Annotated in this window: 22 protein-coding genes; 9 read left to right on the plus strand and 13 right to left on the minus strand. The window is 56.6% G+C overall.

Features of this window, described 5'->3' with window-relative positions; all coding sequences use genetic code 11:
* Positions 1-293: 293 nt before the first annotated feature.
* Entirely contained in the window at positions 294-1,469 is a 1,176-nt protein-coding gene (gene tuf, locus PL599_RS03590; protein WP_065113659.1) for an elongation factor Tu, read from the minus strand.
* A gap of 401 nt (positions 1,470-1,870) precedes the next feature.
* Between tuf and PL599_RS03595 the strand changes: the two genes are divergently transcribed.
* Positions 1,871-2,503: a TerC family protein gene (locus tag PL599_RS03595; protein ID WP_077981759.1), complete on the plus strand. Its 633-nt coding sequence runs from the start codon at positions 1,871-1,873 to the stop codon at positions 2,501-2,503.
* A gap of 461 nt (positions 2,504-2,964) precedes the next feature.
* Here PL599_RS03595 and PL599_RS03600 read toward each other — a convergent pair whose 3' ends face one another.
* The 3 genes from PL599_RS03600 to PL599_RS03610 form a co-directional block, all read right to left on the minus strand.
* Positions 2,965-3,333 carry an MliC family protein gene (locus tag PL599_RS03600; protein ID WP_332909355.1) on the minus strand — a complete coding sequence of 123 codons (369 nt, stop codon included), beginning with the start codon at positions 3,331-3,333 and terminating at the stop codon, positions 2,965-2,967.
* On the minus strand, positions 3,263-3,682 hold the full coding sequence (locus PL599_RS03605) for a hypothetical protein (RefSeq protein ID WP_269823586.1): 420 nt from the start codon (positions 3,680-3,682) through the stop codon (positions 3,263-3,265). The genes PL599_RS03600 and PL599_RS03605 overlap by 71 nt, the downstream gene beginning before the upstream one ends.
* A gap of 280 nt (positions 3,683-3,962) precedes the next feature.
* Positions 3,963-4,412 (minus strand): hypothetical protein, encoded by a 450-nt coding sequence (locus PL599_RS03610; protein ID WP_149147271.1) that lies wholly within the window; start codon positions 4,410-4,412, stop codon positions 3,963-3,965.
* A 241-nt stretch (positions 4,413-4,653) separates the two neighbouring features.
* On the opposite strand from PL599_RS03610, the gene PL599_RS03615 reads away from it, so the two are divergent.
* The 8 genes from PL599_RS03615 (at position 4,654) to tcmP (ending at position 9,379) form a co-directional block, all read left to right on the plus strand.
* Positions 4,654-4,974 (plus strand): BA14K family protein, encoded by a 321-nt coding sequence (locus tag PL599_RS03615; protein WP_269823587.1) that lies wholly within the window; start codon positions 4,654-4,656, stop codon positions 4,972-4,974.
* 128 nt (positions 4,975-5,102) lie between these two features.
* Positions 5,103-5,297, plus strand: a complete 195-nt coding sequence (locus tag PL599_RS03620) for a hypothetical protein (protein WP_269823588.1) — start codon at positions 5,103-5,105, stop codon at positions 5,295-5,297.
* Between the two features lie 428 nt (positions 5,298-5,725).
* A complete protein-coding gene (locus PL599_RS03625) occupies positions 5,726-5,968 on the plus strand; it encodes a hypothetical protein (RefSeq protein WP_271358818.1) in 243 nt (80 codons plus the stop codon).
* Between the two features lie 46 nt (positions 5,969-6,014).
* Positions 6,015-6,491 carry a hypothetical protein gene (locus tag PL599_RS03630; protein WP_271358820.1) on the plus strand — a complete coding sequence of 159 codons (477 nt, stop codon included), beginning with the start codon at positions 6,015-6,017 and terminating at the stop codon, positions 6,489-6,491.
* A gap of 2 nt (positions 6,492-6,493) precedes the next feature.
* Positions 6,494-7,153, plus strand: coding sequence for an SOS response-associated peptidase (locus PL599_RS03635; protein WP_271358822.1), 660 nt, complete (start codon positions 6,494-6,496; stop codon positions 7,151-7,153).
* Between the two features lie 157 nt (positions 7,154-7,310).
* Positions 7,311-7,529 (plus strand): hypothetical protein, encoded by a 219-nt coding sequence (locus tag PL599_RS03640; protein ID WP_271358824.1) that lies wholly within the window; start codon positions 7,311-7,313, stop codon positions 7,527-7,529.
* Positions 7,530-7,725: 196 nt separating this feature from the next.
* Entirely contained in the window at positions 7,726-7,833 is a 108-nt protein-coding gene (locus PL599_RS03645; protein WP_271358938.1) for a YHYH domain-containing protein, read from the plus strand.
* Between the two features lie 607 nt (positions 7,834-8,440).
* On the plus strand, positions 8,441-9,379 hold the full coding sequence (tcmP, locus tag PL599_RS03650; RefSeq protein WP_271358826.1) for a three-Cys-motif partner protein TcmP: 939 nt from the start codon (positions 8,441-8,443) through the stop codon (positions 9,377-9,379).
* On the opposite strand, the gene PL599_RS03655 is transcribed toward tcmP, so the two are convergent.
* The 9 genes from PL599_RS03655 to PL599_RS03695 form a co-directional block, all read right to left on the minus strand.
* Positions 9,327-10,088 (minus strand): DUF5131 family protein, encoded by a 762-nt coding sequence (locus PL599_RS03655; protein ID WP_271358828.1) that lies wholly within the window; start codon positions 10,086-10,088, stop codon positions 9,327-9,329. The genes tcmP and PL599_RS03655 overlap by 53 nt on opposite strands.
* Positions 10,089-10,296: 208 nt before the next feature.
* Positions 10,297-10,578 carry a DUF982 domain-containing protein gene (locus tag PL599_RS03660; protein WP_271358830.1) on the minus strand — a complete coding sequence of 94 codons (282 nt, stop codon included), beginning with the start codon at positions 10,576-10,578 and terminating at the stop codon, positions 10,297-10,299.
* An 18-nt stretch (positions 10,579-10,596) separates the two neighbouring features.
* Complete coding sequence (ligD, locus tag PL599_RS03665; RefSeq protein WP_271358832.1) at positions 10,597-11,664, minus strand: non-homologous end-joining DNA ligase; 1,068 nt, start codon at positions 11,662-11,664, stop codon at positions 10,597-10,599.
* Between the two features lie 116 nt (positions 11,665-11,780).
* The gene (locus PL599_RS03670; protein ID WP_271358833.1) at positions 11,781-12,251 is read right to left on the minus strand and encodes a hypothetical protein; all 471 of its coding nucleotides are present in this window, start codon (positions 12,249-12,251) and stop codon (positions 11,781-11,783) included.
* Positions 12,248-12,529, minus strand: coding sequence for a hypothetical protein (locus tag PL599_RS03675; RefSeq protein WP_162749581.1), 282 nt, complete (start codon positions 12,527-12,529; stop codon positions 12,248-12,250). The genes PL599_RS03670 and PL599_RS03675 overlap by 4 nt, the downstream gene beginning before the upstream one ends.
* 59 nt (positions 12,530-12,588) lie before the next feature.
* Entirely contained in the window at positions 12,589-13,080 is a 492-nt protein-coding gene (locus PL599_RS03680; RefSeq protein WP_271358836.1) for a hypothetical protein, read from the minus strand.
* Positions 13,081-13,121: 41 nt separating this feature from the next.
* Positions 13,122-13,955, minus strand: a complete 834-nt coding sequence (locus PL599_RS03685; protein ID WP_271358837.1) for an N-acetylmuramidase domain-containing protein — start codon at positions 13,953-13,955, stop codon at positions 13,122-13,124.
* Between the two features lie 68 nt (positions 13,956-14,023).
* Entirely contained in the window at positions 14,024-14,266 is a 243-nt protein-coding gene (locus PL599_RS03690) for a tail protein X (RefSeq protein ID WP_271358838.1), read from the minus strand.
* Positions 14,267-14,282: 16 nt separating this feature from the next.
* Positions 14,283-15,317 carry a phage late control D family protein gene (locus tag PL599_RS03695; protein ID WP_271358839.1) on the minus strand — a complete coding sequence of 345 codons (1,035 nt, stop codon included), beginning with the start codon at positions 15,315-15,317 and terminating at the stop codon, positions 14,283-14,285.
* Positions 15,318-15,374 lie beyond the last annotated feature (57 nt).

The raw sequence follows: 15,374 nt of genomic DNA on the forward strand, positions 1-15,374 counted from the left end.
TTGTTATTCGTTTCCGCACGCGGAAACACATGAACTTCTATTGATCGTGGCGCCGCAGATTTTCAAAAATCGAGAGGGATGCGCGTCACACCCCAATCATTTCGGTAGTCTGTATTGCTAAAAAAACCGCGTTTCGCAATCGCTTACGAATCCAGCGGTGATTGTGAGTGCGCGTTTACGCGCTTTCACCGAATTTTTCAAGCACTAAAAATGCAACGCCGCCAGGCTTTTTACCAAAAGTCCGGCGGCGGTGTTGTTCACACCGCCGCCAGTCAGAATTTCAAAGGTCGAAATTACTCGACGATCGAGGCCACGATGCCGGCGCCGACGGTACGACCGCCTTCGCGGATAGCGAAGCGCAGCTTTTCTTCCATCGCGATCGGAACGATCAGCTCGACGTCAACGGTGACGTTGTCGCCAGGCATAACCATTTCCGTGCCTTCAGGAAGCGTAACGATGCCCGTCACGTCCGTCGTGCGGAAGTAGAACTGCGGACGGTAGTTCGTGAAGAACGGCGTATGACGGCCGCCTTCTTCCTTCGTCAGGATGTAGGCTTCGGCCTTGAACTTCTTGTGCGGCTTGACCGAACCCGGCTTGCACAGGATCTGGCCACGCTCGACGCCGTCACGGTTAACACCGCGAACCAGTGCGCCGATGTTGTCGCCGGCCTGACCCTGGTCGAGCAGCTTGCGGAACATTTCAACGCCGGTAACCGTCGTCTTCGACGTCGGACGGATGCCGACGATTTCCACTTCTTCACCAACCTTGACGATACCGCGCTCAACGCGACCCGTCACAACCGTACCACGACCCGAGATCGAGAACACGTCTTCGATCGGCATCAGGAACGGCTGGTCGATCGGACGCTCAGGCGTCGGGATGTAGGCGTCAACCGCTGCCATCAGCTCGCGGATCGCGTCTTCACCGATCTTCTTGTCGCTGTCTTCAAGAGCAGCAAGCGCCGAACCCTTGATGATCGGGATATCGTCGCCCGGGAAGTCGTAGGACGACAGAAGTTCACGAACTTCAAGCTCGACGAGCTCCAGAAGCTCGGCGTCGTCAACCTGGTCGACCTTGTTCAGGAACACGACGATCGCAGGAACGCCAACCTGACGGGCAAGCAGGATGTGCTCGCGGGTCTGCGGCATCGGGCCGTCGGCAGCCGAGCAAACCAGGATCGCGCCGTCCATCTGCGCTGCACCCGTGATCATGTTCTTCACGTAGTCGGCGTGGCCGGGGCAGTCAACGTGAGCGTAGTGACGGTTCGGCGTCTCATACTCAACGTGCGCCGTCGAAATCGTGATACCACGCGCCTTTTCTTCCGGAGCGGCGTCGATCTGGTCATACGCCTTGAACTCGCCGAAGAACTTCGTGATTGCCGCCGTCAGCGACGTCTTGCCATGGTCAACGTGACCGATCGTGCCAATGTTGACGTGCGGCTTCGTCCGCTCAAACTTGCTCTTTGCCATGTGAATTGCTTCCTGTGAACGTGAAGTAGTTTCCCCGGCGCACCGGTTTGGTGTCGCCGTTTAAGGCTTTGTAAGCGAATGCGCAAGACTTAATTGTGAAAGCGTCTTCGCGCGCGCCCAAAGCGTGCCTTGAGGCCCGTATATGGTATCTGATCTGCGACATTCAAACCGTCGCGAGGACGAAGTCCAGTGCCGGCCCGGCGGCTCCCTTCTACGGAATAGTCGATCACTAAATAAGATATTTCCATCACAACTTCTTTACCTGCACCGGCATGATGGCTTAAGGACATGTCATCGCCGGGGAGAGACGGGCGACTGGAATCCGTCGCGGGCGCGCCATCCACGCCATAACTCGATCCGTCGCCTCCTTCGCGACCTCTGCACCGCCTCAGGACCATCCCATGGAAATCTTCACAGCCGCCGGCTTCACGGCATTCCTACAGGTTATCGCAATCGACCTCGTGCTGGCGGGCGACAACGCCATCGTCATCGGCCTTGCCGCAGCCGGTCTGCCCGCTCACCTTCGCCGCAAGGCGATCCTGGTCGGCATCATCGCCGCCACGGTTCTTCGCATCGGTTTTGCCGCCGTCACCGTGCAGCTTCTCGCCATTGTCGGCCTGCAATTGTTCGGCGGCCTGCTGCTTGCCTGGGTGTGCTGGAAGATGTGGGTCGAACTGCGTGAGGCCGCAGGTTCCATCGAAGACGAGGTGACAGACGAAGAGGCCGACCTGACCAAGGGTCATAAGACTTTTTTCCAGGCCGCGACCCAGATCGTCATCGCCGATGTTTCCATGTCGCTGGACAACGTCCTTGCCGTCGCCGGCGCTGCGCAGGAACATGTGACGGTGCTTATCATCGGCCTCGTCGTTTCAATTGCGCTCATGGGCCTTGCCGCCAACTTCGTCGCCAAGCTGCTGCACCGCTATCGCTGGATTTCCTATCTCGGCCTAATGGTCATCATCTATGTGGCCCTTAACATGCTGTATCACGGTACGCTCGAGGTTCTGCCCCATCTCCAGACCTATCTGAGTTGAAACAGCCACCAGAAACGCTTCTACAGAAGGCCCGGAAACACCCGTTTCCGGGCCTTTTCCATGACTTGCGCCCATGAAGCCGCCTCACTGTCGCGGGACAGGAAGAATCAATCGAAGCACTTGCTGCAACATCGGGAGAGAACAGGAAAATCGTGAATTTTCGCCGATGGATTCTGGCAATTGAGGTCAGGCACGGGCAAGCCTAGGGAGCTAATCAATAAGTCATAATAATAAAAAGAAAGGTAAAGCTGCCAATGGCTTATGACTGGAGCGGCGGACGTACCCGCCGCCTTCGCAGGGTGAGGCTCGGCGTTGTCGCCAGTTCTCTCATCCTGCTGGCGCTTCTTGCGTCGCTCGTTCTTGGCTGAACGCGCCGCGCGCGCACTTCCACGCTGACCGGCGGCAGGCAAGGTTGTCACAAACCGCCCTGCCGCCGCTCCTTTGCGGAAACAAGCAAACGTTTAGGTTTTTTTGGTCTCGATGCAATGAACCGGCTGCTTCATCTGCGGATCGGCCATCAGATCGTAAAGATCCGCCTCATCACCCTTCGACCACCAGACATACATGCCGCCCTGATATTTCGCTCCCGAGCCGGAAATGACATTTGCGGCAACGGTGACGCCATCCTTCAGCCCCAGCCGAACGAGGCTGATCTCACCGGCATTGAAATAGACGGCCTCCACCTTGTCGGCAGCGCATTGGTAGACGGTCTCAACCTTTTCGACCGTCGTGTCTTTCGGAAGCGGAATCACCAGGTCTTCAGCCATGGCGCCGGTCGCAATCGACGTGGAGAAAGCTGCAAGGCATGTCGCGGCAACGGATTTTTTCATGATGACCCTTTCCTGATTTCACCGAACCATAGCGGCACGCCAGCAAAGCCGAAATGGGGCGGCCGTCTCTCAACACCTCAAATTTTTTGGGAATATCGGCCTCATAGGCGAACCTGGGGCTTTCTCGCCAAACAAGCCTTGCGGCGGTTTCATTCAGGCCGGTAGGCCTGGTAAAAACTATCGAAACAGCCAATAAACCACGCCAAGGATCACCGTCCACATCAACAGCGATATGGCCAGCACGGTGAGATAGTTTCGAAATCGTCTGGTCATCAGCCCACATTGCCAGCGAACCGTCATCGGACAGCCGCAGCCGTTGAATTGCTGGCTGCGGATCGACCCGCAGCATCAGATCTTTCTATCAAGAGACTGAATCGCAAGCCATTCGCAGATTTTACCCGCCCGAAAACGGGGTTGCTCCCAGCCACGGATTTCCCACCGTCAAGAAACGGACTGATCCGCGACAAGTCTTGATCGCGGACAAGATGCGTTATCCGCATCTGCCGGCCAATGGCGGCAGGGAAAAAGGCCCAAGGGAAACGATCGCGACCCAACGACTAACGCGTTATCCGAAGCCGTGTCGGATAACGCGCCAATGCCGGCGGTACTTGGCCAGCCGCCCGCCTGTCTCAGCTCTTCAGGGCCGTGTTGCACAGGCTCCAGTAGCCGCCGCCCTTCTGGATCCATTTCAGATCGCCGAGCGTGCCGTCATTCTTGTTCTTGTGGTAAGAGTCGGCACAGGTTTTCAGGCGTGCCTTTGCGGGCGTCTCGCTTGAATATTTCTTATCGACCGCACGCGGAAAAGCGACGCCCCTGGGAGCTTTTATCGTCGCTTTTTCGGGCTCTTTTTCTGTCGTGGCCGCGACCTGCTTGTCGTCGGCCGCATCCTCGGCTGCCGCCTCGCTGCCGCAGAACTTGGCGCGATAGTCGTTCCACTTGACGTCCTTGGCAGACCCGTCGGCTTTCGCCGCCTGATATTTCGCGCTGCACTCCTTCATGGTGAGTGCGGCTGCGGGGGAGACAAACGCCGCCGATGTCAGCAGCGCAAAGGATGAGAGAATGACAACCCTGTTAAACATTGAAGGCTCCCGTTTGCATGATTGCCGGGCGACTATCCGACCGGATTTTGCGCTTGTCAACGAGCCGTGCGGCACGGATACAAAGTCCGGTTGAACGGGCATAAAACGCGCTCATCGCGGACAGCGTTTTCCCGATGAAGCCGACGTCGCAGAATCACGTCTTCGTGTGACGTCAAGCCTCCAGCGGAACGAATTTCCTAAGTTTTCGTTAGCATACCGAACGAATAACGAGGATTTATCGATGTTGAGGATGCCGAAGACCATCTCCGCGCTCGCTCTTGGCGTCGCGATATCTGCCGCTGCGGTCGTTCCCGCCAACGCGCTGAGCCTCATACCGCCGGCCTACAAATTTCAGGCACAGGCTTCAGATGAGCGAGGCTATCCCGCCTCTGCCTTTGCAGCGGGCAAAGGTGAAGAGGCCGTGTCCAACGGCTACGCCTTGTCGCCAGCTGAGATCAACCATATAAAATGGTGTGCGGCGCGTTACACGTCCTACCACCCCACGGATAACAGCTATATGGCGCCTGCCGGGACACGAACGCAATGCCGCTCGCCCTATTGAAAAGACCGAGGCCTGGGCTGGATCTCCAGCCGGGCCGATGCGGGGAAGATAAAATTTACCTTAAATTCTATTGATCTGAACCCTTATCCCCGCAAGCCGTTCATGCAGCTGCCAACGGGGAAAACGCGATGTTATGGAATCTGGAAAAGCTGGAGCAGGAGCGACTTGACCTGATCGAGGTGATTTCCGCCCTGCGCCATGTTGAGCGCTTGTCGCAAACGGACCGGACCTCGGTCTTTGAGGAAATTACGGCCCATATGGGACGGTTGAGCGAGCTGGACGCGGAAAAACTGCGAATCCAGTCTGCCCTTGAGGCATACTGAAGACGATTGAGCATGGCCAAAACCCACAGAGTCAGACCCCATCGCAACGCGCAGGCGGAACGCCATCCCACAGCTGAAAAGTGTCAACAGTCGAAAAGTGCCCAAAGACGGGCGCATGTTTCCGCCGAAAAAAACAGGGCGACGAAATAAGCGTAAAAGAAGATCGAGTGATGATGGGAAGAGTCGCTGGAGCGGGTAGCGGGAATCCAACTCCCATACCGCGCATTGAATTGACTTCACTTTTTGCCATTCAACTTCCCATTATGTGGTGCGATTTGTGGTGCGTTTTGTGCATCAAAACGCGGTCGGCCAGGCTCTGATGCGGCGGCAACCTATCACGACTTCGGACAGGTTGTCCGCAAAATCTTGACTCCTCGCAAAACGAGAACATAATCAGAACATCGTACTGCGTTTTCGGGAGATGAAGCATGGCTGGAAAAGCAAGGTTGATTGTCCTCGCGGCCTTTAATCAGGATGAGGATGGCTACCTCTTGCCGGCGTTCGAGCCTCGGCAGGTGGAAACAGAGGAGCGGGCGAAGCGAGATGCTCGCCTGATGGCCGACCAGTATTCCGGCGTTATCGCATGGTCGCGAGAAGCCGACCCGAACATCGGGGAATACGGAGAGCCGACGGTGCTATTTAAGCGGGGCAGCGTCCCCGAGATGGAATAGCACGACGACGGGTCGTGCCGTCGAACTTCGAATAATGGAAATGAATATGCCTGACAAAGGAGTTTACCTGCTGTCGGATTACGGCGGTGAGCCGGTAGGCGTCTTATGTGAGGAATGCGAGCTCTTAAAATTCGTGAGCTCGGCAGAGCTGATGATTGAGTTCGGCGACCTGTCCATGCCTACGATGCTTCGCCACATTTCTCAGAAGGTGATCAAATGCGCAAAGCCGATGGAGGGTTACTCCGGCCGCTGCATGCTCAGGTATCACACCCGCTCTGGCAGCATCATCGACGTTCTGAAGCAGGCGAAGCCACCAGCCGTGAAGGTGAAGGAAATTCGAAACTGGGAGATTGTCGTTGCCAAGTGCAACTACTGCGGCCACGTTTCCAATATCCCGCAATGGCAACTGAACCGTGCAGCCAAGACCGACACGACGGTGGACCAGATAGCCAAGCGACTGAAATGCAAAAGATGCAACGTCAAGGGTGATGTGAAGATCACCATAGCCAAGATGCCGAGGTGAGCATGTGTAATCTATACCGCGTGAAGACCAATCAGGAATCAATCCGCGATATCGTCGGCACGATGCAGGAGCGGCTCAATCTGGAGCCGGATGTCGAGGTCTATCCTGATCGACCGGCGCCAGTGGTGCGCAACAGCGATACCGGCCGGGAGCTTGCAGGGCTGACGTGGGGCATGCCGTCGCCTCAGTTCGTTACGCAGGGAAAGCCAGATACAGGCGTGACCAATATCCGCAACGTGACATCGCCGCACTGGCGCCGATGGCTTCGTCCAGAGAACCGCTGCGTGGTACCGTGGACGACCTTCTGCGAGTGGGAGGATACCAAGCCGCGGAAAACAAAGCGTTGGTTTGCGCTGAATGAGGAGACGCCCCTCGCCTTCTTTGCTGGCATTTGGACCGACTGGCACGGCGTGCGCGGCTCGATGAAGAACCCGCGCGAGGGAGACCATCAGCTGTTTGCATTCCTCACAACCGATCCCAACAGCATTGTGAAGCCGATCCACCCGAAGGCGATGCCGGTCATTCTCACGAGTAAGGATGAGATAGAAACGTGGCTGACCGCGCCATGGGAGGAAGCCAAGGCACTACAACGCCCATTGCCTGACGAAGGGCTTGTGCTGCTGCCTGTCGAGGAGCAGAAAGAGCAAGGTTCCCTGCTATGAGCGACCAGACCAACAAGGCCGGCGACGGCATCCACGAGAACCACTGGTGTGAGCATCCGGGGTGTCGTAAATGGGGTGGCTTCGGCTTTAGCCGAAACAAAGTTGAAAAGTCATCCTGGCATTGCTGGGAACACTATCCGCACAAGGAGCCACCCAGATGATAACCCGCATCACTCGCCAGAAGAACGCTGAGCAGCGCCTGGCTACAGCGCTGCGCCAATTGAATGATGCCATCAAAGAAATCCACAAGACCGGCCTCGACGTAGAAGTCTCTACCTTGGCGATGATGACGTCACGCGGGCCGTTGACGCAGGTGGACCTCAAAACATTCAGAGCCGAAGGCGCTCCACCGGTCTTGAATGTCGTACGCGACTGACTCTTCAGAGCCCAGCCGCGCTACTTGTCCCCACGGCATGAGATCTCCAGAGGATGCGCGAAATCGCAAGAGTTCATCGAACCGACATAATAAAAATTTTAGTTGAGTAGACTCGACTCCAATCTCTTTGCGTGTTTTTCTCACGCTATCTGGGACTCGGGATTCTTCGTTGAAAATACTTAGATTGGTTTTGGCCGTGGCCTTGCTTGCTTCGCCCGCGTGGCATGCATATGCGCATGGTGGGGGCCTGGACAAGAACGGCTGCCATAATGATCGGAAACGCGGCGGCTATCATTGCCATTAATACTCAGCGATTTTGGGATATTGGTCCGGCAGTTAGCTCTGGTCTCGCTGGCAAATGCACAGACATCGAAAGGGACACTGAGTGGAGTTTTGGGCAGTAGTTGGAGCAGGGAACTGGCGAAAATCCTCGACAATTAGGTCGCTTACTGGCGCCTACGGCATGAAGCCGTCATGGGAAGTCGATGTTCTGGGGCGTAAGCAGAGTATGTGTGTTGTGACAAGCGCTCCTCAGGAAGGCACAGCACACAGCCCTGCACAGATCATAGCGCAAATTTCTGCATCCAATCCCAATGCAACGCATCTGATGATAGCTCTAAGGCACCTAGGAACCTCTAGAGCGATGTTCGATGCGGACGCATATATCTCAGCGTTTCTTGCACATGGCTGGACGCTGAATGGCATTCTGATTGTATCTCCGGAACCTTCTCATACCCCACTTTTCAGCAAATACGCCGCGAGCGTTGACTATGCGCCGACGCTGGCTTGGCCTCCTGCATCTTCAAATGCAATAGCGAATGTCGTTCGAACTAAGTGGGGCCTCTAAGATGAGCTTAATTGAATGAAACGGAAAGAAGTTAAGAATCAGCCTTAATCTGGCGGGAGGGGCAATGGCACACAAATACGGCGGACCTTGGTCCGAAGTGAAGCTCGACGCGGTTGAATACTACCTACAATGTTACACCAATGCATTAACACCAAAAAATATGGATATCTGGTATATTGATGCATATGCCGGATCGGGGGATCGAGAGGCGGAGCGTCAAATAGGCGGCCTTCTCGAAGGTGCCCCGCTTGAGACGATTATAGAAACCCTCGATGGGTCTGCGCGCCGGGCACTTAAGATCAAGCCGCCCTTCCGCCATTTCATTTTCATCGAAAAAGACCCAAACCGGGTAAAATCACTAGAGGCGGTAAAGGACGAATATCCCGGTGTGGATATTCAAGTTCTGCATGGCGACGCAAATTCACAGTTGCTGCAAATGGTCAGCAACATGCCCTGGACGCGTAAGGCTAGAAGCATGTCACGCGGTGTCGTGTTTTTAGACCCCTTCTCAATGCAGGTAGACTGGTCGACGCTTCAGGCCCTCGCTGCATCCGAATGTCTTGATATCTGGTACTTCTTCAACGTTCAGGCGATTATCCGCCAACTGTCTCACGATTTCCAAGGCGTTGGAAATAAAGACGCTGCACTCGACAGGGTTTTAAGCCCGCGCTGGCGAGAGCTTTATGCAATTCAGCCTGAGGAAGAGCATGGCCAGACCGATATGTTTGGAGGGTTTGACGTTGCCCTCAAGTCGCCGTCAGCAAAACGCACAATAACAAAGGATCAGATAGACAAGTGGTTTAAGCGGCTCTTGGAGGACGAATTTGCCTTTGTATCAGATCCTCTTCCGATCCTGACACCACACAGCGGCCATACCTTCTCGCTATTCTTGGCGGTGGCCAATAAACATCCGAAGGCCACCGAACTGGCGGAAAAATTTGTCCGTTACGTCAATAGGAAATTTGCGCCGAAGCCGGCATCTCGTCGTAGGTCCGGCCGTTGAGTTCGCGGCCGGCCGCTTTTTTGTTTCGACCGCCCCACTGCTTGAAGAAAAACGCTGTCCCATAGTCTCGACACATGCGCTCGATTTCGTGTACCCAAACGGGATCCATGTGGCGAGACTGCGGGCCAGACTCCCCGCCAACGATCGCCCAGTGAATGCCATCTAAACTTGCGCCAGAAACCGATCCAATCAGTGGCTCAAAAGACGCGAATCTCACAGCTGCTGGAACTGCTCGAAGCTCATCCAAACGATGAAGAACGCGCCCGTCTTCTACGCTCGTTCCCAGCCAGACATTTGGAAGGACTTTGAACTCCCTTCCTGGCAAGATTTCAGCCATTCGGTCTGGCCGCTTCGTTAATATCTGGTACGTGTGTCTAGGCGTGGCCTCCATCGTCTTCCACACGGCGGCGATGAAATCTACAGGAACGTCACTGTGAAACAGATCCGACATAGAGTTAACGAAGACAAGCCGTGGCTTTGACCATTTCGCAGGGATATCAAGTGCTTTCCAGTCGAGCGTAATCTTACCGGTCCACTTCGCGCGGCCCCCACTCTTCCTAGTCAAGCCAGTGTATTTTTCCTGCCCCATAGCTTCGAGCCGTGCGGCCATACGCATCGCGTAGCAGTTTGTGCATCCTGCAGTGAGGATCGTGCAACCCGCCACAGGGTTCCATGTCGCGTCAGTCCATTCGATTGAAGTTTCAGCCATCGGCAAACCCTCTTAAGATGGTCGCCATTGTACCAAACATCGTTAATATTTCGATAAAAATCCCCATAAAAAAGAGAAATACTTTTCTGATTCAATCTCTTAGCTATACGAATCAGGCGCTAATCTGGCCTGTCTGCGCTATCCATTCCGACGGATTTCTTTTTGTTTTGAATCCCCTAGAGGTATATGTTCAGAGCGCTCTCTGCCCTCAGGTACCCATGTCGCCGAATTCGGGTCCATCGTCATCTGGGGAGACCGATAGACCCGCCTCATGTGCGGCGTCAACGAAGGCCTCGCGCGCGTCCTCGGGCCTATCATCCAGGCCATTCTCCAAAACCGCAGCGCACACCATAAGCGCAGTAATGTAAGCTTCTGCTTCCACACTGCCGGGCCAGTGGTCGAGGAGAAATCGCGCTAAGTCGGTGACAGTCTCGAGGGTTTCAAAATCCCCCCAGAGCACAGAAACCGGTTCGATCTTAAATTCGCTCATGCCCCCAGATTACACAAATTAGGAAGCAGCTTGATCAAACCGATACACGTCGGCGTTATCCTGCCTCTCCCGAAGACCTTTGTAGGCCGCGTGGCGAAGCTTTCGATCCGGGGTTATCTGCCGAAACTCGATCTCCGCAATTAGAGTGGGCTGAAGCCACACGACCTCACGCCGGCCACCGTAGCCCACAGGCGGTTTCTTTTTCTTCCACGGCAGCTTGTCGAACATACGGCGCAACTCAATCGCCGCACGTTCCTTAAAGCCCGTGCCAACACTCCCCACATATCGCAGCTCGTCGCCGTCATAGGCGGCCAGCAACAGCGATGCAAAGCCGCCGCTGGCGGACATGGATGGCTCGTAGCCGACAATCATGAACGGCTCGGACTGGACGCATTTCACCTTGATCCAGTCGCCGGTTCTCCCGCTCCGGTAGGGACTGTTTCGGTCCTTGCCGATAATTCCCTCAAGACCGAGACGGCACGCGTGTTCCAACATCAGAACGGGATTGTCCGTCTCCACCTCTTCTGAAATCCGGATGGAGCCATCGAAGCCCGTTAGCATTTGCTCAAGGAGGTGCCGGCGGCTTCTATACGGCAGTTCACGCAGATCGTGGCCGTCGTGATAAAGGAGGTCGAATGCATAGAGGATGGCATCCCCCGCTACCTTCTTGCCGCTCCGTGCGCCAACAGCACCCAAGCTATTCTGGAGCGCGTTGAAATCCGAGCGCCCCTGCTCATCCAGGACAACCGCTTCGCCGTCGATGATGAATGACGCGGGCCCGAGATCGCGCGCCGCTTGCTCTATAGCCGGGAACCGTGCGACCCAGTCATAACCGCCGCGTGTCAATATCCTGACGCCAGAACCGTCCGCGTGGATCGCGATCCGATAGCCGTCCCATTTTATTTCCCAGCCCCACTTGTCGCCAGCTGGAGGCTTTTGCTTCAGAAGCGCAAGAGCGGGCTCAACGCGCGCAGGCATCGGATCGAGCGAGAGGTTTGGCTGGGCCGGATCTCTACGCCGTCGTGGCCGCGAGCGGAGCGGGTCGTCGTGCCTCAGAAGAGGCTTGCTGGTTCTTGGCTTCTTCATGGGCCAAGCGTACCGACGAAGCCTTTACAAAATGTTCGCAGGGTTCCGGGAATTTCGGGCACAAAAAATGCCCCGACGCGAGCGCGCCGGGGCCAAAGCAAAGCTTCCTGATTTATCTACGCTGGCGGCGACACCACGAAACGCCCCGGCAGCACGGTGAACCGGACCGGCGGTGAAGTTACGACAATTGGCCCGAGAAACTTCTGCAGAGGGTTGCAGACGTACTCCAGGGTCACACGATACTCGGCTGGCCCCGCGGCTGCAGCCTGCGGAACAGTGATCGACCTTCGATAAGTCTCTCGCCCCGCCAGCAACCGAAGCCCCGTCGTGAACTGTGGAATGTTATGCCGTTCCTTGGCCGAGTCCGTGAGCCAGCGCTTGGCAATAAGTGGGCAGATGCGCGTCCGAAAGACAGAGAACTCAATCTCAATTGTGCCCCCCTGCTCCACCGAGGGCGACAGCGCTTTGGCGTCCTCGTAGATTATTGGCGGGTCCCGATCTGCGACCCAGATCCCGAGGTTCACCGACCCGACGCCAGCTAGCGCAAAAACGCCGATGCCTATCACTTTCCATAGGATACGCTTCATGGTGTCGGCCCTCCCTTAAGGTAGCCAATGGCTTTCTGGATATTCTCGTAGAGCATGATGGAGCCCACGAAGAGGGCTATCATCGATACCAATAGCCACCGCATGAACTTGCCTACGGTCCGGATATCTCGGACCATCCGGAAGCCCTCTCGAACATCCTCGGCGGGCATCTCAATGATCGCTTCAAGGGTTTTCAACTCGTCTGGACGGAGGCCGGCGAGAAACGCTCTAGTCTTCTCTGGCAGCTCCACCATCTTCTCTGGTGCGTCATCGCTCATTTGGTAGATCCCTGCCATTCCGCGGCCTGTTCGTAATGAAACCAGATACATGCGGGCGGCTATTTAGCCACCCGCACAAGGTCCGGGATTTTCGATAGAATGATTTCTTCAAGGGCTTTTTGATCGACACCCAACTTGCTTAAAGCCTCAGGGTTTTTCTCGCGGACGTAATCCGCAGCCATGGTGACCAACTGACCCGACGCTCCCGTCAAAGTAACGGGAACGCCCATTCTGGCGGCGGCGAATTTCAGCGCGTTCAGCGCCGATTGATGCAACGCCGTGCGTAGCTGCACCTCAATCTCCACGCGCTGCTTTTCGTCCGTGATCTTCAAGAGGGCGATCAAGCGGGCACCGATCCATGTAACCATCACGGGCCCGACGGTCGCCACGAACATAACCGCAATCGGTTGAACGATCAGCCAGAGCTCGTACCAGAAAGAAGATGGCGCGATCACCGGAGCGGCGTCCTGGGCAAACGCCGGAGACAGGATGAAAGCCCCGATGCAGGTGACCGCCAACGCGATCGCGATGTAATAGTAGATTCGCTGCATGATTGTTTTTCCTCGTTTCGAGAGAGAGGTTGAGGGTCTGCTCAGGCGGCCCAGGCCAGGCCAAGTGCGCGGCCCGTGTTGCGTCCGACCTTCCCGTCGACGGAGAGCTTGTGCTTCTTCTGGTACTGGCGGACGGCTTGATCCGTGAGCCTGCCGAAGGCACCGTCGGTCCCGCCCGTGCTGAAGCCTCGGGCAGTCAGGACGTTCTGGAGCTCGACTACCACCGCCCCGACATCACCGATCGACAGGATGCCATCAGCAAGAGGATCGGCGGCGGCTGGCTTGCCGGTAGCAAAGCTGCGATATGCCTTCTCGAGCTTGAGATCATACTGGTTCTTGGCGTACCCAGAGCCGTTATAACCGTGGGCGATCGCTTTCCAGTCCTTGCGGACCATCGCACTCGCCAGGCCGTTACCGATGATGAAGCCGACGATCCCGTCCAGCTGCGCGCCCTCGCCACGAAGGAAAGAGGTCACCATGTCCCTGGCGCTGCTGTAGCCGCAGACCTCGGCGTTGGCGCCCATGATCTGCCCGAGCCCCCATGAGCAGCTATCGAGCGCGGTCTCAAGGTCAATCGTCACCATGCGGGCCAGCCGCTGGTAACGCAAATCTTGCGACTTGTCGTAGGGCTGCTCACCCCATTTCGGATAGGCCAGGCCAAGCTTGACGGCTTCGGCTCGCTGCGTGCCCGTGAGGAGCTTGTAGAAGTAATGCGGTTCGGGGAGGATCTTCAGTCGGTTCTTTGCGTCGAAGCCGGAGCCGGCCGCCTCGACAGAAACGACAGCTTGAACCACAGCAGTCTCGCAGCCGATCGTCTTCGCTGCGCGCGAAAAGTCGGTGGCCGCCAGCTTTGTGCCTGTGCCAGTGAAATTCATCGGAGTTACCTTCAAAGAAAAAGCCCCGGCCGTGGGGCGCGGGGCTTGGAACGCAAGGCGCTCGGTGATCAATCCCAAAGCTTACGGAAGGGCTTCGGTGTTTCCTGTTTCGGCAAAGCGGGAAGCTTTACAACGACCCCGGCCGGGAGCACGTTGTTCAGGTCGGCGAGTTCCGGGTTAGCCCCGTAGAGCTCCTCCGTGTGGCGCTCGTGCTTGCCGTAATATTCGTGGGCGATCTGGTCGACCATGTCTCCGTCGATGGTGACGTAGAGCACGCCGCCGTCGGCGCCCGTGATCAGCTGGCCTCTCATGGGGCTCCTCATTCATCTACGCAACGGCACTGCCGCCCGTGGTTTGCTGGGGCACTCCGGCTTCTTGCCATGTGCCTCCGCTGCCGCTGACCGACTTCGATCCGTTGCTACCCGCTTCTGTCTCCGCGTTTTCCGGCGCTGCCCCGCATTGAATTGAGTTCCTATAAGGGCCGTCGGCCGAGAACTGGTGTGTGACAGTCTTTGCCCACCAGACCCCGTCCACCCGCGTGCGGCACCCAGAGACGATCGCCCAGGCTTCCGCCATCGCGAATGGATCTCCGTCGATTTCAAACGTGGCGTCCCCGCGCATACGGAGCAGCTCCTTGGCGTGCGACTCTGCCGCAGCCTTGGCCTCGTCTTCATCTTGAAAGGGGGTGCGCATGAGGAACTTCGGACCATCCATCCCGGTCTGCACCGTGACGATTTCCCGCTTATTCTTCTTGCGATCGAAGTAAGTGGCCTCGACCTCCTTGTGCCTCGGCTCGTCTTTCTCGGTGACCGAATAGGACAGCAGGTTGAAGCCATTCGAGATGGTGATGATCCCGAGCGGCCCACCGCTGACGCTTAGGCCAGCCCCCTTCTTCACCACGACCATGTTGCCGGCCTTGATCGAAACGGACGCATTCAGTTTTTCGCCGATGCGCATCGTGAACTCGAGCGAGTTTTCGTCGGACTGCGCCTCGTAGATGTTCTTCTTCGACTTAATCTCCGCTGAGATCTTCAGCTGCACTCCGATCCGCTTTGCGACCTCGGAGAAGATATCCCCGTAGGTGGGGTAATCCTTCTCCGGATATGCCTTTGGCTCGCGCTGCTTGGCCGCCGATTTCGCCGCCACCGACTTAGCATCGATGGTGATCTTCTGAGGCCATCCGTCGTAGACGACACTGTCGACCGAGAAGAGGCCGAAGTCTCGCATCAGCCCTTCATAGCCACCAACTGGATTGAGAACGGCGCCAGTGCGAGGCGCTTCCGTCATGCCGCCCAGATCGTCGAGCACCACCTGTAGCGTGTCGGCTTTCATGCCGACGGAATCGGTGATGGTCATCGTCATGTTGGCGCCCGCGAAGTTTGAGGTGACATCTACACCGTTCGCGGAAAGGGTAAACAT

It is taken from the genome of Agrobacterium sp. ST15.16.055 (assembly GCF_027956555.1).
In the GTDB taxonomy this organism is placed as follows: domain Bacteria; phylum Pseudomonadota; class Alphaproteobacteria; order Rhizobiales; family Rhizobiaceae; genus Agrobacterium; species Agrobacterium salinitolerans.